Origin of the sequence: Thalassolituus pacificus (assembly GCF_025318105.1) — a bacterium.
Classification (GTDB): Bacteria; Pseudomonadota; Gammaproteobacteria; order Pseudomonadales; family Oceanobacteraceae; genus Venatoribacter; species Venatoribacter pacificus.
The window spans coordinates 1-19,648 of record NZ_JAOANI010000002.1 but is presented as its reverse complement, the minus strand read 5'-3'; the positions used below and the strand labels follow the sequence as shown (position 1 = coordinate 19,648).

Sequence of the window (19,648 nt, the reverse complement as noted above, 5' to 3'; positions counted from 1 at the left end):
GGTCTGAAATGATTAAATCTTACACGCGCCGCCTGCGCAGTCATCGTCTTCTTCGATCACAGCGTCTTTTTGCGGATCTTCCATACCATCACGGGTGTTGTGGTAATAGAGCGTTTTAAGGCCGTTTTTGTACGCGGTCAGCAGGTCTTTCAGCAATTGCTGCATAGGCACCTTGCCACCTTCAAAGCGTGATGGGTCATAGTTGGTGTTAGCGGAAATCGCCTGATCGACGAATTTCTGCATAATACCCACCAGCTGCAGATAACCATTGTTGTTCGGAATCTGCCACAGCAGCTCGTAGTTCTTTCTCAGTCGGCCAAATTCCGGCACAACCTGCTTGAGGATACCATCTTTGCTCTGCTTCACGCTGATATATCCGCGCGGCGGTTCAATACCGTTGGTCGCGTTGCTGATCTGTGACGAGGTCTCAGATGGCATCAGAGCGGACAGCGTGGAGTTGCGCAGGCCATAGGTCAGAATATCTTTGCGCAGTGCTTCCCAGTCGTATTGCAGTGGCTCTTCACAGAACTTATCGACTTCTTTTTTGTAGGTGTCGATTGGCAGAATACCCTGAGCATAGGTCGTGTCACTGAAAGCTTCGCAAGCGCCTTGTTCTTTCGCCAGGTTGTTGGAGGCTTTCAGCAGCCAGTACTGCATGGCTTCAAAGGCGCGGTGAGTCAGACCGTTGGCGCTGCCATCGGAATATTTCACGCCGTTTTTCGCCAGGAAATAGGCATAGTTGATGACACCCACACCCAGCGTGCGGCGACGCAGGCTGGCTTTCTGGGCGGCCATCACCGGGTAATCCTGATACGTCAGCAGACTATCGAGTGCGCGTACAATCAGGTCGGATAATTCTTCCAGCTCATCCAGGTTGTTCAGCGAACCCAGGTTGAAAGCGGCCAGCGTACACAGGGCAATTTCACCCTCGTCATCGTTGATGTCTTTCAGCGGCTTGGTTGGCAGGGCAATTTCCAGACACAGGTTGGATTGACGCACCGGGGCCAGTTTCGAATTGAACGGGCTGTGGGTGTTGCAATGGTCAACGTTCTGAATGTAGATACGGCCGGTGCTGGCCCGTTCCTGCATCATGCTGGAGAACAGGTCGACCGCTTTCAGCGTCTTCTTACGGATACCATCCTGTTGTTCGTATTTAACGTACAGCTGCTCAAACAGCTCCTGATCTTCAAAGAAGGCGTCATAAAGACCCGGAACATCAGAAGGTGAGAACAGTGTAATGTTGCCGTTCTTAATCAGGCGTTCGTACATCAGCTTGTTGATCTGCACGCCATAGTCGAGATGACGCACACGGTTTTCTTCAACACCGCGGTTGTTTTTCAGAACCAGCAGGTTTTCAACTTCGTAGTGCCACATCGGGTAGAACAGGGTGGCTGCACCGCCGCGCACACCGCCCTGAGAGCAGGATTTTACCGCGGTCTGGAAATGCTTATAAAACGGAATACAACCGGTGTGGAACGCTTCACCGCCGCGGATCGGGCTGCCCAGGGCACGGATGCGGCCGCCATTGATGCCAATACCGGCACGTTGAGATACGTATTTCACAATGGCACTGGCGGTGGCGTTGATGGAATCCAGGCTGTCGCCGGCTTCAATTAACACACAGGAGCTGAACTGACGGGTCGGCGTACGCACACCGGCCATAATCGGCGTTGGCAGTGATAATTTGAACGTGGATACCGCATCGTAGAAACGACGGATGTATTCCAGACGACGCTCTTTGTCGTAGCCGGCAAATAAACAGGCCGCGATCAGGACATACAGAAACTGTGCGCTTTCGTAGACTTCGCCACTGACGCGGTTCTGTACCAGATATTTGCCTTCCAGCTGCTTCACGGCGGCATAGCTGAAGGTCAGATCGCGACTGTGATCAATAAACGCGTCCATCGCCGCGATTTCTTCGGCGGTATAGTCTTCCAGCAAATGACGGTCATAGCGTTCGGATTCCACCATGCGTTTCACATGATCCAGCAACGCTGGTGGCTCAAAACGGCCATAGGCTTTTTTGCGCAGGTGAAAAATATTCAGGCGTGCAGCCAGATACTGATAATCAGGTGTTTCTTCTGAAATCAGATCCGCGGCTGCCTTAATCAGGGTTTCGTGGATTTCAGAGGTCTGAATACCATCAAAAAACTGTAAGTGGGCTTTCAGCTCCACTTCGGACACAGATACGTTATCAAGACCTTCGGCGGCCCAGGTGACCACCTTATGAATTTTATCCAGATTCAAAGGTTCTTGGGTGCCGTCACGCTTGGTGACTTTTAGCTCGCTGTTCATTTCTTCTGTGCCTGTATCCAAGGGAAACTTCTCCATCTGTCCTTGATCGGTATGGGTTCCGTAAAACGCTTGACGGCTGGCCTGATTGTCTGTAGGTGCCGGTGTAAGTAACTGAGTTACCGACATATTTTTAAGTCGAGACACAAGATAATGCGGTATACCTATGAATTCAACCCCAAGATATAGTGGGTTATCGGTTTTGCGTGTGGATAACTTGTGTGTAGTTGGTGGACAGGGTGTGGCTGTTTTTTCGCAGCGTTGATGCCCTCTGATTTTTACCAAATTAATGAATAGATTGGTTACTATGCAACAAAGCGTAACTCGGTCTAGAGTTAGTGTCAGATGCCTGTGGCAATACTCCGGGGTATAAACCTGTTTAAGGAATGGTAAGGAACCATGTTGAAGCAAGAAAATGGTCAAAGCCTTGAAGAAAACTGGCGCATTCTCATTGTTGAGGATGACGAACGTCTGGCGACTCTCACCAAGGATTATCTGGAAAGTAATGGTCTGAAAGTCGCAGTTGAAGGCGACGGCGGCCGTGCAATTGAGCGTATCAAGACGGAACAGCCTGACCTCGTGGTACTGGATCTGATGTTACCGGGTGAAGATGGCCTTGCGGTCTGCCGCATTGTCCGCCCGTATTACAAAGGTCCGATTCTGATGCTGACGGCCCGTACCGAAGATCTTGATCAGGTGCTGGGACTGGAAATGGGAGCCGATGATTATGTCGCCAAACCGGTTCGGCCGCGCGTATTGCTGGCCCGTATCCGCGCCTTGTTGCGCCGGGTTAAAGAAGTTCCTGAAGAACAGGTTGTGGATGGCGGCTCGGATAATCGTCTGACCTTCGGCAATCTGGTGGTGGATAACGCCATGCGTGAAGCCTGGCTGGAAGGCAAAAGCATTGATCTCACCAGTGCAGAGTTTGATTTGCTGTGGTTGCTGAGCAGCAGCGCCGGACGTGTCCTCACCCGGGAAGAAATTTTCCACCAGCTGCGTGGCATTGAGTATGACGGTCAGGACCGTTCTATTGATGTCAGGGTTTCACGCATTCGCCCTAAAGTCGGTGATGATCCGATGAACCCGAAACGCATCAAAACCGTACGCAGTAAAGGTTACCTGTTCGTTAAAGAAATCTGACGTCAGGAGACATCGCCATTTTTATCCGGGTTTACTCAGGGCTGCTGGGTGCTTTGCTGATGGTCGGTATCATCTGCACCGTTGCCTTACAGCTCGTCAACTTTGTGCGCAGTGCACAGTTCAATGAAGACATGGTGGGCGGCAGTGTTGCGTTGCTGGCCCAGCGCCTGCGCCAGGACCCTGGTGCATTGTCTGAGTTGTCATCGCGCTTTGATGCCGATATCAGTATTTTACCGCTGGCCGAAGGGCCGGTGGATGAATACCAGCAAAATCGTCTGGCCCGTGGACAACTGCTGGTCGATACCACCAACGAAGGGCGTACCGCCCGTTTGTTGTATCAGATGTCCGATGACGAATTACTCGATGTCCAGCTCAGCACCGTCACCGAAGTTCAGGCGCAGGCGTCAGCGTATCTGTTGCTGGAGGATTGGCAGCGTTCCGGTGAAACCATCGAAGCGTTTATCAAACGGATGCAGCCCCGTTTCGGATTTCCGTTGTCTGTGGTGGAGATTGATCAGCTTTTCCTTTCTGACTCCGATTTTGCGCGGATGCAATACGGTGACGTACTGGTGCGGATTTCCATCGAAGGGCAGCAGGCTGAAGCCTTGGCAAAATTACCCGGTCAGCCGCGTGCGCTGCGTCTTGGGCCCATCGATGCATTCAATCCCTATTCCTGGCAGGCCATTTTTGTCATCGCAGTGATCGGGATTATGTTGCTGGGTCTTGGCGTGTATTGGGTGGTTAACTCGTTTGAGATCCGGCTGCGCAAACTGGAACAGGCAACCAGCCGTCTGGCGCAAGGCCATCTCAGTGCCCGGGTTGCTATTACCGGCACCGATCCGGTCAGCCGCCTGGGGCAGGCCTTTAATAAAATGGCTGAACATATTCAGCGGCTTATCTCCATTCAGCGCGAAATGGTACGTGCGGTGTCCCATGAGTTACGCACCCCGGTGGCCCGTATCCGTTTTGGCTTACAGATTATTGAAGACAGCGTCGACGATGCTTACGTCAGCAAACAGCTGACGGGTATGGACTCTGACATTCAGGAGCTGGATGAACTCATCGACGAAATTCTGACGTATGCCCGTCTGGAAGAAGGCGGGCCGTTACTCGATTTCCAGAAAGTGAATGTGGCTGACGTTGCCGTTCAGGTGGTTGAGGAAGCGCGTCCGCCGGCGCATGTCAGTGTCAGCTATGCCGGCGCGTCGCCGGAAAATGCTCATTATGCTGAAGTTGAGCCGCGTTATATTCATCGCGCGATTCAGAATCTTGTCGGTAATGCTGGGCGCTACGCCAGTTCACGTGTCCGGGTCAGTTGTACCATTGGTACCGATACCTGCCGCGTGGATGTGGAAGATGATGGCCCGGGCATCCCGGAGGAAGACTGGGACCGGGTATTTACCGCGTTTGCCCGACTCGATGACAGCCGCACCCGCAGTTCAGGTGGTTATGGACTGGGTCTGTCGATAGTGCGGCGTATTGCTTATTGGCACGGTGGGCGGGCGATGGTCAGTCGCAGCGAGGCTCTGGGTGGGGCCAAATTCAGTTTGATCTGGCCGCGTCGTCATCACGAATGATGTAAAGCCTTATAATCAAAATTGTATACAAAGCGTTACACAAAGACACTTTTACACTACAGACTGAAAAGCGTCGGCAGATCATTATATGCCCCGCGTATCCCTAGGAGACGTGGTGAGAATGTAGCGAAGTTATTCGCTTTTTTGGGCTCTTTCAGAGCCCTTTTTTTTGCCTGAAATTCAGTGAGTAATTACTTTCGTGCTGCGCTCAACTGACCGGCAGAATGCCCGGTAAGTGGCGGAAACAGGTTTCAAGCGCCTGCTGAAAGAAGTCCTGAAGGTAGGCACTGTCCTGCTGATCTTTCCGCACGGCGGCGTACAGCGTTGGCCATACCCCTTCTTTGCCCAGTGGCCGGGCGGATACCAGCTTCGCGTCGATGTATGGCTGTAATGCCCAGTTTGGCAGGCAGGCAACACCTCGACCGCTGGCGACCAATTGCACCATCATCAGCGTCAGTTCTGTCTGGCGGGTTGCCAGAGGCTCAATCCCGCCGGGAGAGAGAAAGTGTTCGAAGATATCTAATCGGTTACGGCCTACCGGGTAGTGAATCAGAGTCTCGGAACTCAGATCCGTGGGCTGGATGCAGTCCTGCTGGGCCAGCGGGTGCTGGTTGGCGACCGCCAGAACCGACTGATAACGGAAGAGCGGCTGATAGTAAATTTCGTTATGTGGACCAGGGTCAGAGGTCACGACCAGATCAATGTCGCCACGAATCAGAGCCGGAATGGGCTCAAAATGAAAACTGGTACTCAGATCAATCTCAACTTCAGGCCAATGGTCACGAAAGCTGTTGATAGCGGGCATCAGCCAGTCAAAACAGCTGTGGCATTCAATCACCATATGCAGACGACCACTGTGTCCACCCGCCATTTTCTGCAGGTTGCGTTCAGACTGACGCAGCAGCGGCAGCACATCATCCGCCAATTGCAGCAATTCCAGTCCGGCGCGGGTAAAACGCAACGGTTTGGTTTTACGCAGAAACAACGACACACCAAGACGCTCTTCCAGATCTTTTAACTGATGGGAGAGTGCTGACTGGGTCAGGTGCATGCGTCTGGCGGCTTCCACCAGGGTGCCGCCGTCACGCAGAGCGGCGAGGGTGCGCAGATGTTTGATATCGAGCATGAAAGAAATTCATAAATATTGAATTCTGAATGTTAGCTTTTCATGAGCTTTGTTGAAAGCGCTGAATGATGCGATTCTGATCGTCCATCAATTGCGCCAATTGCTCACATTCGCTGTTCATACTGCCGGCCAGCTGTTCTGCTTCCTGGGCCAGGCTTTCCAGCTGTGTCAGGTGGTCGCGGATCTGGTCGGCTGCCTGATTCTGTTCTGAGGCCGAACGTGAGTTGGCGTTGGTCATCGCCTGAATCTCGCTGAGCTCATGGCGGATCGTAGAGAACACGCCGTTGACCTGTCGTGCCCGTTCCAGCGTTTGTTCTGTTGAGTGTTGCCCTTTATTCATCGCTTCGACCGCGTGACCGCTGTGCTGATTCAGGCCGGTCACAATCAGCTGAATTTCAGCTGCTGATTCCTGGGTACGCTGAGCCAGATTACGAACTTCATCGGCGACGACGGCAAATCCGCGTCCCTGTTCACCGGCTCTGGCGGCCTCGATTGCGGCATTCAGTGCCAGCAGATTGGTCTGTTCGGCAATGTCGCTGATGGCCTGCAGGAAACGGTCAACCCCCTGGGTTTCGCTGGCCAGGCGGCTGATGGCTTCGGCGGTGCCTTTCAGCTCATCCTGCAGGGATTCCGTCTGGGTCATCATTACCTTGATGTCGTTCTCGCCGGAGGTGGCATTGCTGACGGCTTGCTGGCTGGCCTGCTGTGATTGTTGATTGTTTTCGTTGAGCTGCAATGCGGTGTGCTGAATCGCGGTGCTGACCTGTTCCACTTGCTGGGTGTAGCTGTGCTGGCGACGTACACGCTCCAGCGTATTTTGTGACAGGTTCAGGGTGTTGCTGGTGGCGCTCACCAGCGAGCTGGTGTTGTCGGCGATACGCACCAACACCGTTTGCAGGCGACGGCGCATCGCATGCTGAGCAAAGGCCAGTTGTCCGTGGGCATCATCACGTCCGGTGTAAATCCAGGCCATCAGACGGTTATTAATCACATCCTGACCGTAGCGGATAAACGCTGCTTCCTGCTGATATTGGCGGAAAACACTGAAGGCCGCACTGAGTCCGATGACACCCTGCAGTAGCAGGTTGTCGGAGCCGTAAAGTGAGGCGCCGACCGCGATCAGCCAGGGCAGTGCCGTCGGCAGCATTGGCCGCAAATGGCTCCAGCGTTGCAGCGGGTTCTTGCCGCTGTTAAGTAATTGATAGGCTTTTTCCGCACGCTGAATCTGATCGCGGCTGGGTGCAATGCGCACGGATTCATAACCGACAATCTGATCGCGTTCGTACAACGGTGTAACGTAAGCATCGACCCAGTAATGATCGCCGTTTTTTGTGCGGTTTTTTACGATTCCCATCCAGTGCTGGCCCGCCTTTACGGTGTTCCACAAATCGGCAAACGCAGCGGTAGGCATGTCGGGGTGGCGCACCAGATTGTGCGGACTGCCGTTCAGTTCTTCTTTGCTGAAGCCACTGATGCGGATGAAATGATCATTGCAGTGCGTGATCACTCCTTTGAGATTGGTGGAAGACACCAGATGACCGTCGGCGGACAACATGACTTCGCGCTGAGTAACAGGTTGGTTATTACGCATTTTATTATCAAGGCAGCTTCATTATTCAAATAACTATAGTTCAGCGACTGTTTTTTGCCGTATTTAGCGGCATTTCCATTCGGGCCTTGGTCATCTTCGTTTCAGTCAGTAAACTCGCGCAAAAAATAATGAGGATAACATTCTATGCCACGTTGTTTGCTGAGCTTTGATCAGGGAACTACCAGTAGCCGCGCTATTCTTTTTTCTACCGAAGGCCAGATTCTGGCAACCGGCCAGCGCGAGTTTACCCAACATTTTCCTAAGCCCGGCTGGGTTGAACATGATCCGGAAGAAATTTGGCAGAGTACGCTCGCCAGTACGCGTGAAGCGTTAGCCGCTTCGGGTTGTGCGCTCAGCGACATTGCGGCTGCGGGTATCACTAATCAGCGTGAGACGACCATTGTCTGGGAGCGGGCCAGCGGTAAGCCGGTGTATAACGCCATTGTCTGGCAGGATCGCCGCACCGCCGATGTCTGTCAGCAGCTCAAAGCCGATGCCGAGCTGGAACCCCGTATTGCCGCTAAAACCGGCCTGCTGCTGGATCCGTATTTCTCGGCGACCAAACTGGCGTGGATTCTGGATAACGTCGATGGCGCGCGTGAGCGGGCAGAGCGCGGCGAGCTGGCGTTTGGTACGGTCGACACCTTTCTGCTCTGGCGTCTGACCGGCGGCAAGGTGCATGCCACCGATGCCAGCAATGCCTCGCGTACACTGCTGTTTAACATTCATAGCCAGCAGTGGGACGAAGAGCTGCTGCAGTTATTCCGCATTCCTGCCGCACTGCTGCCGGAAGTGAAGGATAGCGCTGCGGATTATGGCCGCGTCGACAGCAGCCTGTTCGGTGCCGAAATTGCCATCGGCGGTGTTGCCGGAGATCAGCAGGCAGCGTTGGTCGGACAGGCCTGTTTCCGTCCGGGTATGGCGAAGAGCACCTACGGCACCGGCTGTTTTATGGTGATGAACACCGGAAACGAGGCGCTGAAATCAACTCACCGTCTGCTGACCACGGTGGCTTACCGTATTAATGGCGAAACGACGTACGCACTGGAAGGTTCGATCTTTATGGCAGGGGCCACAATTCAGTGGATCCGCGATGGTCTGAATCTGATTTCCAGCGCCTGTGAAACGCAATCACTGGCGGAAGCGACAGGCTACGAAAATCCGGTGTATATGGTGCCGGCGTTTACCGGTCTGGGCGCTCCCTACTGGGACCCACAGGCACGTGGCGCCATTATGGGCCTGACCCGCGACACCGGCATTAAAGAGATCGTTACCGCAGGTTTGCAGGCGGTGTGTTATCAGACCCGTGATCTGCTCGAAGCGATGGCTCTGGATGGCGTTGAGCCGGCGCAATTACGCGTTGATGGCGGCATGGTGGTCAATGGCTGGCTGGTTCAGTTTCTGGCCGATGTGCTGGGGATTCCGATTGCGTGTCCGAAAGTGACGGAAACCACCGCACTGGGAGCGGCATTTTTAGCCGGATTGCAGGTTGGGGTGTATCAGAGTCTGGATGATGTTGAAGCATTTTGGGTGCATGATCGTGCGTATCAACCCAAGCTGGAAGAAAGTCAGCGTCAACATTTATACGAAGGCTGGCTCAACGCCGTGCAGCGGGTACGTTGCGGCAGCTGATCTCAGGGCCTGAGAGGGGGTTGGCGAATGTCAGGTACGCCAGCTCCGATTACGAATTTTACGTGAATTGACATAGCCGACGGAAAAATAGTCTCTATAATCGTGCGCTTTGTTCTCAGAGCACAGGATGCCGCCATGAGACAGCAACAACGGGACATTCTTCGCCGCCATGGGCTGGCCAGCAGTGGAGCATTGCTGTTCACACTGCTCTTCCTGGCGGGTTTTAAGCTGCAGGGCAATCCTGCCGATGCGCTGTTGCTGTATTCTGTTATGGGTGTTTACTGGGTTGGGCAGGCGGCTCTGTTGTACTGGGTTGGTTCTGGCCGCAGCCTGAATTATCACGATCCGGGCCTGACCACTTTCTTCATGGTCTGGGCCATCTCTTTTGTCTCCATCATTCTTTATCTTTGCAGCGAAAACCGCAGTGTGATGATGCTGGGCTATCTGGCCGTCATGCCGTATGGGGTTTTCCGCCTCACCTGGCGTGGTTTTCTCGGGGTGGCATTGTTCACCATGGCGTCTTACACGCTGGTGATGCTGCTGTTGCATCACCAGAATGCCGGTCACTGGCTGGCCGGTCAGGAAGCTTTACTCGGCGCCGCATTTTTTATCAGTTTGCTGGCGTACAGCTTTCTTGGTCGGGAGGTGGCGTTGCTGCGCGAAGCTTACCGCCATAAAAACCGCGAATTACGCCGTGCCATGGTACGTATTGAAGAGCTGGCCATTACCGACGAGCTGACCGGCTTATACAATCGCCGCTATTTATTGCGCACGCTGGAAAAACAGCGGGCGTTAGCCAATCGCGAAGGTCTGCCGTTTGTACTGGCTTTTGTCGATATTGATCACTTTAAACAGATTAACGATCAGCATGGTCACCGTATTGGCGATCAGGTGCTGGTGGAGCTGGCGCAGTTACTGCGCCTATCGGTACGCGAGGTTGATCTGGCCGCGCGTTATGGCGGTGAAGAGTTTGTACTGCTGCTCAGTGGTATGACGCTGGCTACCGCGGAAAATGCCCTGAACCGTATCCGTATTGCGGTGATGGAAGAACACTTTTCTGAGTCTTCGTTGCCGCTGACAGTCTCTGTCGGGGTTGCGCAATATCACGCCGGTGAAGAGGGCGATGAGTTGCTGAACCGCGCCGACCGGCTGTTGTATGAAGCGAAGCGTGCAGGGCGCAACCGGGTACGGACGGAAACCGTGGAGCAGCAGTCGCTGCACTCTTTCTGACGGCCAAAAAATTGCCCCGTCATGCCTCAGAGGCAGCGGGGCATTTTGCAGCACTGTGCGGATGTGCCGGACATCCGTCTGTATGACTCAGTCTTCCTGACAGAGCAGGAATTCCAGCAAAGCCTTTTGCGCATGCAAGCGGTTTTCTGCTTCATCCCACACCACGGAACGTGGGTCATCCAGTAAGTCTTCACTTACTTCCTCGCCCCTGTGTGCTGGCAGACAGTGCATAAAGAGTACGTCTTTGTCGGCCAGATCCAGTAATTCACGCGACACCTGGTAGTCACGGAATTTACGCAGACGTTGTTCCTGCTCATCTTCCTGGCCCATTGAAGCCCAGACATCGGTCGCCACCAGATCGACGCCGCGTACCGCTTCTTTCGGATCGCGCATCAGGGTGACGCGGTCTCCGGCTTCATCGACCAGGAACTGCGACGGTTCAAAACCTTCCGGGGTGGCAATGTTCAGTTTGAAATCAAACTGCTGGGCGGCATTGATATACGAGTGACACATGTTGTTGCCATCGCCGATCCAGGCGACGGTTTTACCCTGAATCGAACCGCGGTGTTCCACGTAGGTCTGGATATCAGCCAGCAGCTGGCACGGATGAAAATCATCGGTCAGTGCGTTGATGACCGGCACTTCGGAGAACGCGGCAAAGCGCTCGACCGTTTCGTGTTCAAAGGTACGGATCATAACGATATCGACCATGCGTGACAGTACACGGGCACTGTCTTCCACCGGTTCGCCACGGCCCAGCTGGGTATCACGCGGCGACAGGAAGATGGCATGGCCACCCAGTTGTGCCATACCGGCCTCAAACGAAACGCGGGTGCGGGTGGAGGATTTTTCAAAAATCATCCCCAGCACGCGGTTACGCAGTGGCTCGTAGAGTTCTCCGCGTTTGTGCATCTGCTTCAGCTCGATGGCGCGCTGGATAAGCCAGTTCAGCTCTTCCGGAGAATGGTCTAACAGGGTTAAAAAATGTCTCACGTTAGTTCCTTATTCAAACTCAACCGAGCGCCTCGATCAGGGCAGATACGGTTTCGATGATCTGGTCAGCTTCGCTCTGTGACAGATTCAGCGGTGGCAGCAGACGCACCACATTGCCGGAAGTCACGTTCAGCAGCAGACCCTGTTCCAGAGCAGTGGCCATCAGTGACGGGCAGTCCTGGTTCAGCACCAGACCAATCATCAGGCCGTGGCCACGGATTTCGAGCAGACGCTCGCTGTTGTTTAGGCGCGCACGGAAACCGTCACGCAGGTAATCGCCCATGGTGCGGGCGTGATCACACAGATTCTCTTGTTCAATGGTCTCAACGACCGCCAGTGCCGCCGCACAGGCCAGCGGGTTACCGCCATAGGTTGAGCCATGATTGCCTGGCTGCAGTATCTGAGCCGCTTTGCCCTGCGCCAGACAGGCCCCAATCGGTACACCGTTACCCAGACCTTTGGCGGTGGTGACGACATCCGGGCGGAAACCAAAGTGCTGGTAGCAGAAATAGGTGCCGGTCCGGCCGTTACCGGTTTGTACTTCGTCGAGCATCATCAGCAGCTGGTGTTCATCGCACAGAGCACGTACGCCGGTCAGATAGTCTGCGCTGGCGGTAGCCAGGCCACCTTCGCCCTGTACCGGTTCGAGCATTACAGCAACCACATTCGGGTTGGCTTTGAGAACCGCTTTAATCGCGTCCAGATCCTGATACGGCACCCGGATAAAACCATTGAGCAGCGGGCCAAAGCCTTCCTGCACCTTGGTATTTCCGGTGGCGGTCAGAGTGGCCATGGTGCGGCCATGGAACGCTTTGGTCATGACGATGATAACCGGCTCATGGATGCCGCGGTCGTGACCGTATTTACGCGCAATTTTAATCGCCGCTTCGTTGGCTTCGGCACCCGAGTTAGAGAAAAACACGTTTTCCATACCGGAGACACGCACCAGCGCTTCAGCCAGCGCCTGCTGCTTGCCGATGCCATACAGGTTTGAGGTGTGAATCAGCTTATCAGCCTGCTCACAGATAGCCGCCGTGACCGCCGGGTGGGCATGGCCCAGGCCGCATACGGCAATACCACTGAGCGCATCCAGATAGCGTCGGCCCTGAGTATCAATAACCCAGCTGCCTTGTCCACTTTCAAACGTCACGGGTAACCGCCCGTAGGTATTCATGATGGCTTGCATATCACTCAAATCCTCTGAAACGCAAAAAGGCAGCCTTGGCTGCCCCGGAAGGGTCAGCATCATACGAAAGGGCCGTAACTTTGTAAATGTTGCCCGATTGACAGGCGAATCCCCACTCGGGCTGAGCATTTCGGTTAATGTTGCACGGCGTTGTGATCATTGTCAGTGGCGGGTCGGCTGAGTAGTGTGGACGCTTATATAAAGATAAAGGCCACACCATGGAACAGTATCTGCAAAGCACCCGTTATTTTGATGCAACCAATCCGCAGGTTGTGGCACAGGCGCACGCGCTGGCTGGTGATGCCACCGATCCGCTGGAAATTGCCCGCCGGTTGTATCTCGGAGTGCGCGATGGTGTGCGCTACAACCCTTATACCTTCAGTGATGATCCGCTAAGTTTCAGCGGCAGTCATTGTCTGGCTGCTGGCCAGTCGTACTGTATTCCCAAGGCGGTGTTGCTTGGCACTATGGCACGGGCGCTGGGAATTCCTTCCCGGCTGGGGCTGGCCGATGTGCGTAATCATCTGTCATCGCCGCAGCTGCTGGCGTTTCTGCGCTCGGATGTATTCGTTATGCATGGCTATATTGAGCTGTGGCTGAATGAGCGTTGGGTAAAAGCGACACCGGCCTTCAATAAAGCATTATGTGAGCGTATGGGCGTGGCGGTGCTTGAGTTTGATGGTGAGCAGGATTCGGTGTTTCAGCCGTTTGATGAACAGGGCCGGGCACATATGGAATATCTGAAGGATCATGGCACCTTTGCTGATGTGCCCGTCGATTTTATTGTGGCTCAGGTTGCCGAAGCCTATCCGCATCTGGTGAAAACCGCCGATTTTGCCGAGCGCTCACTGGAAGGAGATATTGCAGCGCCAATGAGCTGAACCGGTCAGAAACTCTGATCGTCGCCACAAAAATTCTTTGCTGGCTGCCTGTTATCACAGTTCGCAGAATGCAGCTATTTGCGGAGAATACTATGCATAAGCGGAATGCTGGTTGGTCGTGGCTGTATATTACAGCCGCGCTCTGGGGACTGAGTGGCACTGTATGTGTGGCTGAAGAGCCAGCAGAGGATGCTGAAGAAACGATATCCGCGCCAGCGGATGACGGCGATGAATCATACCGCCGTGAGATTCAGCAGGAATGTGAATCTCAGGCGACGTCGATGGAGCTGGAAGGGTCCGACCGGGCCGATTACGTGCGTTTATGTCTGCAGCAATACGGACTGTAACGCTTGAATCAGCCGCGTCCGCGGGTACGGGTGCGGTTAGCGCGGGCGTTTTTCTCGATAAAAATCATGATCTTGGCGGCCACGTCAATACCGGTTGCTTCCTCAATGCCCTGAATACCGGGAGATGAGTTCACTTCCATCACCACCGGGCCGTGGTTGGAGCGCAGGATATCCACACCGGCCACGTTCAGGCCCATGGTGCGTGCGGCGCGTACCGCGGTGGCACGTTCTTCCGGCGTAATACGGATTAACGAGGCGCTGCCACCACGGTGCAGGTTAGAGCGGAATTCGCCTTCCTGCGCCTGACGCTTCATGGCGGCCACGACTTTATCACCCACCACAAAACAGCGGATATCGGCACCGCCGGCTTCCTTAATGTATTCCTGCACCATGATGTTGGCTTTCAGACCCATAAACGCTTCGATCACGCTTTCGGCCGCTTTACGGGTTTCGGCCAGTACCACACCGATCCCCTGAGTGCCTTCCAGCAGTTTAATCACCAGTGGAGCGCCGCCGACCATGCGGATCAGATCGGGAATATCGTCCGGGCTGTGGGCAAAGCCGGTAACCGGCAGACCAATGCCTTTGCGCGCCATTAGCTGCATCGAGCGCAGCTTGTCGCGCGAGCGGCTGATGGCCACCGATTCGTTCAGGGGATACACCCCCATCATTTCGAACTGGCGCAGTACGGCGGTGCCATAGAATGTAATCGACGCACCAATGCGTGGAATAACGGCGTCAAAATCGTCCAGTTCGTGGCCCTGATAATGAATACTGGAATCCAGACTGTTGATGTTCATGTAACAGTGCAGGGTATCCAATACGCTGACTTCATGACCACGCGCTGTGCCAGCTTCCACCAGACGGCGGGTGGAATACAGATTGGCGTCGCGGGACAGAATGGCAATCTTCATAGGGAGTCAATTCCTGGATACTGGCGTTCGACATCGACCAGAAAACGCCCACTGATGGCCCGGCGGCCGATCAGCATGGGGTATTTCATGCTGCCGCGGTGGCTGAGGCTGAGTTCGATGGTCCAGGTTTTCCCGGCAGCGAAAAGCTGAGTTTTAATAATGTAGCGATGGCTGCGCTGGCCATTGGAGCTGGCAATGACCCGACGATCGATCACTTCAGCTTCGCAGATCTGATCCAGGGCCGCCGTGTCATTATCGAATAACACATGAAAGCGGACCCAGGATTTTCCGTCTCGTTTAAAGGGCTCAATGCGTTCAGCGTGTAAACTGCTGGTACAGGCCCCGGTGTCGACTTTGGCCAGGCACTGGATGCCAAAGTCGGGGAGAGATACTTGTTCTATATAGCCGAGAACGGGCTTAATCATCGCTATCAATGCTGTCCGAGCCACCCTCTGCAACGGCAGCAGAAGAGGCGGTGAAGTAGATTTGTTTACGGCGTAAGGCGTTGAGATAAATGGCCCAGGTTTTTTCAACATCTGAGGCTGGTTTTTCGTGGCCATGGCAGGTTGCGACAAAGCGTTCTTCTTCGTCGTTCTGCGGCGCACGGTTACCCTCGTGCAGGGCTTTCATCGCCACACCTTTGGTTTCCAGAATCTGCGCCTGAGTACGGGTGAAATCCCCGGAGCGCTGGAAACCACGTGGAAAATTGCGGTCGTCAAAGAACTTTTTGTCGCAGTCAAAACTCTTCACTTGGCTATTGTCCATTCTGCACCTACTATCCCGATGAGGTAATTTTGGGCGGAGTATGGTCAGGCATGATTCGCCGGTAAAACAAAAAAAACTTATCGTAACGAAAATTTTATTTGGTTGATATGGATACAGAACTGCTTAAAACCTTTATGGAAGTTTCACGCACCCGACACTTCGGCCGGGCGGCGGAAAACCTGTATCTGACGCAGTCTGCCGTCAGTTTCCGGGTGCGCCAGCTGGAAGGACTTCTGGGGGTTGAACTGTTCTCCCGTCAGCGTAACAACATTCAATTGACACCGGCCGGTGAGAAACTCATGCCATTGGCTGAGAGCAGTGTTTTGCTCGAGCAGCGCATTCGTCAGGAAGTGGCGATGGCCGATGGCAAAAGCCAGCAGATGTCGCTGGGGGCAACCCCGAATCTCTGGGATGCTTTTCTGCAGGAACAGTTGCGCCTGTTTATGAGCAGCTCTCCGGGGATTGCGTTAAATGCGATGGCGCATTCAAGTGGTAACCTGGTGCGACAGATTATTGAGCGTACGCTCGACCTGGCCTTTGTATTTGATGCGCCCAAGGTTGATGAGCTGACTACTATCGAAGTGATGAATATCCCGCTGTATCTGGTTTCCGGCGAACCCTGTGACAGTTGGCAGGAAGCTTTGGCCCAGGACTATGTGCTGGTGGATTGGGGGACATCATTTCAGATCCAGCATGCGCAGGAATTCAAAGGTGCCAAACCGCCGGTATTGCAGACCAATACCGGGCGGATTGCACTGGATTGTATTCTTAGTAATGGCGGCTCGGCGTATTTACCGTCCAGCCTGATTCAGCCTTACCTCGACAGTGGGCAGATGCATGTGGTGCCGGATGCGCCGGTGATCAATCGCACCGTTTATGCCAGCTTTCATGCCAGCAGTGGTCGCGAAGAGCTGATTAATAAAGTGATCGAGCAAATTGCTACCAATGTCACGGCTGCTTCTGCATTGGCAGCTCCGCAGGGAGAATCCAAATGACGATTCATTGTCAGGCCTGGGCGATGGCTCAGACGGGTGGGGCGGATGTTCTGCACAAGGTACCGATTGAACTGCCGCAGCCCGGAGCCGGGCAGGTGCTGATTCGCGTTGCTGCCGCAGGCTTTAACCCGGTAGATACCAAGATTCGGGCAGGCTTGGCGGCGATTGCCCCTGAATCCGGCGTGCTGGGCTGTGATGTCAGCGGTTATATAGAAGCAGTAGGCGAAGGCGTCAGTGCATTTTCTCCGGGCGATGCTGTTTATGGCTGCGCCGGCGGGGTTAAGGGGCATTATGGTGCGCTGGCAGAATATATGATTGCCGATGCGGCTTTGTTGGCGCCCGCACCGGTTGGTATGCCGCTGGAAGAATGTGCTGCTCTGCCAGTAGCCGCCATCACTGCTTATGCCGCATTAGAACGTCTGCAGTTACAGGCCGGGGAGCGTTTGTTTGTGGTGGGGGCTTCCGGTGCGGTCGGTCTGATGATGACGCAGATCGCGCGCCAACAGGGATTGCTGATCGAGGGTTCTGCCGGTAATAAGGATCGTATCCGGCAGGTTGAAGCCTATGGCGGTCGTGGTTGGCTGCACAGCGAGTGCGCGCAATTGGTTGCTCAGGGTGAGCGTTTCAATAAAGTACTGGATACTTTTGGCGGAGCCGGGCTGCAAACCGCGCTTGAGTTGGCAGCGCCTTACGCCCAGGTGGCGACGATTAACGCCCGTAACCAGTATGATTTATCACAGGCTCACGCTAAGGCACTGACCTTGCACGCCATCTTTATTCTGTTGCCGTTACTCCGACAGGAGAATATGGCCGCTCATGGGGACTGTCTGCGTACGTTAACCGCCGGTATTGAGGCGGGCGAACTTAAGGGATTGCCGCTGCAGCGTTATGGCATGTCGGATGTGGCTGCGCTTCATTCGCGCTATGAAAGCGGAACGCTGACGAATAAGGCGATCATGCTGCCCGATTTTTGAGCAGCACGCCGTTAGTAACAGAAGATAGCGCGGATCAGTCGATCCCCAGCCATTTATGCGTTTGCAGGCTCAGCTTCCATTGCGGGTGGGCAAGACAATATTCGACGGTCTTGCGCATATTGCTGGTTGATAAGCCTTCTTTCGCCCCTTCATTCTTATCCGTTGCCAGAATCATGGCCTGATAGTCGGCCATCGGCTGCAGATAAAAATGCCGTGCATTAAAAGAAGCAAAGCGTTCCGGCATGGCTTTGCTCTGCGGATAGACCAGCTTCAGCTCATCACACTCGGTAAGCACAATCCCGGCATCGGCTTTGGGACTCAGGCAAAGCCAGTCGATACCCGCAGGTGCAGGCAGGGTACCGTTGGTTTCAACGCCGATTTCAAAACCCGCTTCGTGCAGTGCTTCTGTTAAAGGTACGTCGAGTTGCAGTAAAGGCTCACCGCCGGTGCAGACCACATAGGGAACTCCCTGAGCGGGGTCTGGCCACAGGCTGCTGATCAGGCTGACCAGTTCCGCTGCACTGTAGATTCCGCCATTGTCACCATCGGTGCCGATAAAATCGGTATCGCAGAAATCACACACGGCGTCAGCACGGGAATCTTCGCGCCCGTTCCACAGATTGCATTTACTGAAGCGACAAAACACAGAAGGGCGTCCGGCCTGTGCGCCTTCGCCCTGCAGTGTGTAAAAAACTTCCTTAACGCGGTAGCGGTCGGCGGCCATCAGCTGTTCTCGTAAGCCAGTGGGTCGGTGGCATGGTTATGGGCAAAGGCCTCCAGGCGTTCAACGCAGGAGCCGCACTTGCCGCAGGCTTTCTCACGACCGTTGTAGCAGGTCCAGGACTTACCATAATCCAGCCCCATCTTCAGACCGTCGGCGAGGATCTCTGTTTTGTCGCTGTTCAGGTAAGGCGTAACAATATCAACCGGCTCGTAGTTGGCCAGCTTGGCGACTTTATTCATAGCGTGAACAAAGTCCGGACGGCAATCCGGGTAAATTGCGTGATCACCGGAATGCGCGCCATAAAATACTTTGCTGGCCCCAATATCCACGGCATAGCCAATAGCCAGTGACAGCAGAATCATATTGCGGTTCGGCACCACGGTGGATTTCATATTGGCCGCTTCATAGTGGCCTTCCGGGATTTCGATGTCAGACGTCAGAGAGGAACTCTGCAGCAGCTGATTGATAGCGGTGATATCAATGATACGGTGATTGATACCCAGCTCTTCACACACGCGGGTGGCAAAGGCGATTTCCTTGCGGTGCTTCTGGCCATAATCAAAGGTCAGAGCATAGAGCTCGTATCCTTCTGTCTTAGCTTTATTAAGAATGGTAAAGGAATCCATCCCGCCGGAATAAATAACAACGGCTTTCTCGGCCATGACTAACCTCTTTCTTAAAAAGATACTGGAACAGATAAACAGTCCGAACCAGGGAGCCGGGTGGCTCCGGGAATTAAGGCGGCAAGTATACGTGCTTTATATAGAAGGGGGAAAAGGGAGGCTGAAAATGCTCCTGTAAATTTTTTTCAGAAACCTGTTGACCGCTGGCAGGATCTCTCTATAATGCGCCCCTCTTGACACGCTACGGCGTGTCGGGAAGATTGAAAAAGCTTTGCTTTTCAATGACTTACAAGATTCTAGCGAATCGCAAGTTGCTGGAAAGTTCTCGAAAAAGGTATTGATTTCGGTCGGTAAAAGCGTAGAATGCGCCACCTGCTTTGAGAGTGGCTCGAAAGGGTTATCTGAAGCTAAGTTAAGTGGTTGATTTTAAAAGAAATTTTGAAAATTAACGCTTGACACAATCTGAAGGTGCTGTAAAGTGCGCCGCCTGAGTTGAGAAGCGAAAGCGAAATGATTCAGGCAGTTAAGCGGTTGAAAAGATTCAAACAAATCGCTTGACATAAAGAGCTGCTTATATAGAATACGCAGCCCGCTTTGAGAGAAACGAAGCGATGTTCTTTAAAAATTCAAGCATTAAGTAATTCGTGTGGGTGCTTAC

At 53.9% G+C, this 19,648-nt stretch carries 18 protein-coding genes; 8 read left to right on the top strand and 10 right to left on the bottom strand.

Features of this window, described 5'->3' with window-relative positions:
• Positions 1–12 precede the first annotated feature (12 nt).
• Positions 13–2,295: a class 1a ribonucleoside-diphosphate reductase subunit alpha gene (gene nrdA, locus NYR02_RS00105; RefSeq protein WP_260974567.1), complete on the bottom strand. Its 2,283-nt coding sequence runs from the start codon at positions 2,293–2,295 to the stop codon at positions 13–15.
• Between the two features lie 396 nt (positions 2,296–2,691).
• Here nrdA and NYR02_RS00100 point away from each other — a divergent pair, with 396 nt between their 5' ends.
• Together NYR02_RS00100 and NYR02_RS00095 are read left to right on the top strand one after the other, a co-directional pair.
• A complete protein-coding gene (locus NYR02_RS00100; RefSeq protein ID WP_260974362.1) occupies positions 2,692–3,432 on the top strand; it encodes a response regulator in 741 nt (246 codons plus the stop codon).
• A 59-nt stretch (positions 3,433–3,491) separates the two neighbouring features.
• The gene (locus tag NYR02_RS00095) at positions 3,492–5,009 is read left to right on the top strand and encodes an ATP-binding protein (RefSeq protein WP_260974361.1); all 1,518 of its coding nucleotides are present in this window, start codon (positions 3,492–3,494) and stop codon (positions 5,007–5,009) included.
• A gap of 208 nt (positions 5,010–5,217) precedes the next feature.
• On the opposite strand, the gene NYR02_RS00090 is transcribed toward NYR02_RS00095, so the two are convergent.
• Both NYR02_RS00090 and NYR02_RS00085 read right to left on the bottom strand, forming a co-directional pair.
• Entirely contained in the window at positions 5,218–6,135 is a 918-nt protein-coding gene (locus tag NYR02_RS00090; RefSeq protein ID WP_260974360.1) for a LysR family transcriptional regulator, read from the bottom strand.
• Positions 6,136–6,175: 40 nt separating this feature from the next.
• The gene (locus NYR02_RS00085; protein ID WP_260974359.1) at positions 6,176–7,726 is read right to left on the bottom strand and encodes a methyl-accepting chemotaxis protein; all 1,551 of its coding nucleotides are present in this window, start codon (positions 7,724–7,726) and stop codon (positions 6,176–6,178) included.
• Positions 7,727–7,870: 144 nt separating this feature from the next.
• Here NYR02_RS00085 and glpK point away from each other — a divergent pair, with 144 nt between their 5' ends.
• The gene (gene glpK, locus NYR02_RS00080; RefSeq protein ID WP_260974358.1) at positions 7,871–9,358 is read left to right on the top strand and encodes a glycerol kinase GlpK; all 1,488 of its coding nucleotides are present in this window, start codon (positions 7,871–7,873) and stop codon (positions 9,356–9,358) included.
• Between the two features lie 135 nt (positions 9,359–9,493).
• The gene (locus tag NYR02_RS00075) at positions 9,494–10,588 is read left to right on the top strand and encodes a GGDEF domain-containing protein (protein ID WP_260974357.1); all 1,095 of its coding nucleotides are present in this window, start codon (positions 9,494–9,496) and stop codon (positions 10,586–10,588) included.
• Positions 10,589–10,675: 87 nt separating this feature from the next.
• Here the strand turns inward: NYR02_RS00075 and argF are convergent, their stop codons facing one another.
• Together argF and NYR02_RS00065 are read right to left on the bottom strand one after the other, a co-directional pair.
• Positions 10,676–11,581 (bottom strand): ornithine carbamoyltransferase, encoded by a 906-nt coding sequence (gene argF, locus NYR02_RS00070; RefSeq protein ID WP_260974356.1) that lies wholly within the window; start codon positions 11,579–11,581, stop codon positions 10,676–10,678.
• Between the two features lie 19 nt (positions 11,582–11,600).
• Positions 11,601–12,767 carry an aspartate aminotransferase family protein gene (locus tag NYR02_RS00065; RefSeq protein WP_260974355.1) on the bottom strand — a complete coding sequence of 389 codons (1,167 nt, stop codon included), beginning with the start codon at positions 12,765–12,767 and terminating at the stop codon, positions 11,601–11,603.
• 218 nt (positions 12,768–12,985) lie between these two features.
• On the opposite strand from NYR02_RS00065, the gene NYR02_RS00060 reads away from it, so the two are divergent.
• Together NYR02_RS00060 and NYR02_RS00055 are read left to right on the top strand one after the other, a co-directional pair.
• Positions 12,986–13,648, top strand: coding sequence for a transglutaminase-like domain-containing protein (locus NYR02_RS00060; RefSeq protein WP_260974354.1), 663 nt, complete (start codon positions 12,986–12,988; stop codon positions 13,646–13,648).
• A gap of 92 nt (positions 13,649–13,740) precedes the next feature.
• Complete coding sequence (locus NYR02_RS00055; protein WP_260974353.1) at positions 13,741–13,995, top strand: hypothetical protein; 255 nt, start codon at positions 13,741–13,743, stop codon at positions 13,993–13,995.
• Positions 13,996–14,003: 8 nt separating this feature from the next.
• Here NYR02_RS00055 and rimK read toward each other — a convergent pair whose 3' ends face one another.
• Genes rimK through NYR02_RS00040 form a run of 3 tightly spaced genes read right to left on the bottom strand, consistent with a single transcriptional unit; the run spans position 14,004 to position 15,674 of the window.
• Positions 14,004–14,909, bottom strand: coding sequence for a 30S ribosomal protein S6--L-glutamate ligase (rimK, locus tag NYR02_RS00050; protein WP_260974352.1), 906 nt, complete (start codon positions 14,907–14,909; stop codon positions 14,004–14,006).
• The gene (locus NYR02_RS00045; protein ID WP_260974351.1) at positions 14,906–15,334 is read right to left on the bottom strand and encodes an ATP-dependent zinc protease family protein; all 429 of its coding nucleotides are present in this window, start codon (positions 15,332–15,334) and stop codon (positions 14,906–14,908) included. Before NYR02_RS00045 ends, rimK begins: the two co-directional genes overlap by 4 nt.
• A complete protein-coding gene (locus tag NYR02_RS00040; RefSeq protein ID WP_260974350.1) occupies positions 15,327–15,674 on the bottom strand; it encodes a MaoP family protein in 348 nt (115 codons plus the stop codon). The genes NYR02_RS00045 and NYR02_RS00040 overlap by 8 nt, the downstream gene beginning before the upstream one ends.
• A 107-nt stretch (positions 15,675–15,781) precedes the next feature.
• Here NYR02_RS00040 and hdfR point away from each other — a divergent pair, with 107 nt between their 5' ends.
• Positions 15,782–16,669 carry an HTH-type transcriptional regulator HdfR gene (gene hdfR / locus NYR02_RS00035; protein ID WP_260974349.1) on the top strand — a complete coding sequence of 296 codons (888 nt, stop codon included), beginning with the start codon at positions 15,782–15,784 and terminating at the stop codon, positions 16,667–16,669.
• A complete protein-coding gene (locus tag NYR02_RS00030; RefSeq protein ID WP_260974348.1) occupies positions 16,666–17,643 on the top strand; it encodes an alcohol dehydrogenase catalytic domain-containing protein in 978 nt (325 codons plus the stop codon). Before hdfR ends, NYR02_RS00030 begins: the two co-directional genes overlap by 4 nt.
• A gap of 34 nt (positions 17,644–17,677) precedes the next feature.
• Here the strand turns inward: NYR02_RS00030 and queE are convergent, their stop codons facing one another.
• Both queE and queC read right to left on the bottom strand, forming a co-directional pair.
• The gene (gene queE, locus NYR02_RS00025; RefSeq protein WP_260974347.1) at positions 17,678–18,367 is read right to left on the bottom strand and encodes a 7-carboxy-7-deazaguanine synthase; all 690 of its coding nucleotides are present in this window, start codon (positions 18,365–18,367) and stop codon (positions 17,678–17,680) included.
• Positions 18,367–19,053, bottom strand: a complete 687-nt coding sequence (queC, locus tag NYR02_RS00020; protein ID WP_260974566.1) for a 7-cyano-7-deazaguanine synthase QueC — start codon at positions 19,051–19,053, stop codon at positions 18,367–18,369. Before queC ends, queE begins: the two co-directional genes overlap by 1 nt.
• Positions 19,054–19,648 lie beyond the last annotated feature (595 nt).

What these genes read in the sequence shown, in the direction of transcription:
- NYR02_RS00030 (WP_260974348.1), top strand. Translation starts at nt 16,666, where the DNA reads ATGACGATTCATTGTCAGGCCTGGGCGATGGCTCAGACGGGTGGGGCG.
- NYR02_RS00065 (WP_260974355.1), bottom strand. Translation starts at nt 12,767, where the DNA reads ATGCAAGCCATCATGAATACCTACGGGCGGTTACCCGTGACGTTTGAA.
- glpK (WP_260974358.1), top strand. Translation starts at nt 7,871, where the DNA reads ATGCCACGTTGTTTGCTGAGCTTTGATCAGGGAACTACCAGTAGCCGC.
- hdfR (WP_260974349.1), top strand. Translation starts at nt 15,782, where the DNA reads ATGGATACAGAACTGCTTAAAACCTTTATGGAAGTTTCACGCACCCGA.
- rimK (WP_260974352.1), bottom strand. Translation starts at nt 14,909, where the DNA reads ATGAAGATTGCCATTCTGTCCCGCGACGCCAATCTGTATTCCACCCGC.
- NYR02_RS00085 (WP_260974359.1), bottom strand. Translation starts at nt 7,726, where the DNA reads ATGCGTAATAACCAACCTGTTACTCAGCGCGAAGTCATGTTGTCCGCC.
- NYR02_RS00060 (WP_260974354.1), top strand. Translation starts at nt 12,986, where the DNA reads ATGGAACAGTATCTGCAAAGCACCCGTTATTTTGATGCAACCAATCCG.
- NYR02_RS00095 (WP_260974361.1), top strand. Translation starts at nt 3,492, where the DNA reads ATGGTCGGTATCATCTGCACCGTTGCCTTACAGCTCGTCAACTTTGTG.
- NYR02_RS00040 (WP_260974350.1), bottom strand. Translation starts at nt 15,674, where the DNA reads ATGGACAATAGCCAAGTGAAGAGTTTTGACTGCGACAAAAAGTTCTTT.
- NYR02_RS00100 (WP_260974362.1), top strand. Translation starts at nt 2,692, where the DNA reads ATGTTGAAGCAAGAAAATGGTCAAAGCCTTGAAGAAAACTGGCGCATT.
- nrdA (WP_260974567.1), bottom strand. Translation starts at nt 2,295, where the DNA reads ATGAACAGCGAGCTAAAAGTCACCAAGCGTGACGGCACCCAAGAACCT.
- NYR02_RS00090 (WP_260974360.1), bottom strand. Translation starts at nt 6,135, where the DNA reads ATGCTCGATATCAAACATCTGCGCACCCTCGCCGCTCTGCGTGACGGC.
- queE (WP_260974347.1), bottom strand. Translation starts at nt 18,367, where the DNA reads ATGGCCGCCGACCGCTACCGCGTTAAGGAAGTTTTTTACACACTGCAG.
- NYR02_RS00075 (WP_260974357.1), top strand. Translation starts at nt 9,494, where the DNA reads ATGAGACAGCAACAACGGGACATTCTTCGCCGCCATGGGCTGGCCAGC.
- NYR02_RS00045 (WP_260974351.1), bottom strand. Translation starts at nt 15,334, where the DNA reads ATGATTAAGCCCGTTCTCGGCTATATAGAACAAGTATCTCTCCCCGAC.
- NYR02_RS00055 (WP_260974353.1), top strand. Translation starts at nt 13,741, where the DNA reads ATGCATAAGCGGAATGCTGGTTGGTCGTGGCTGTATATTACAGCCGCG.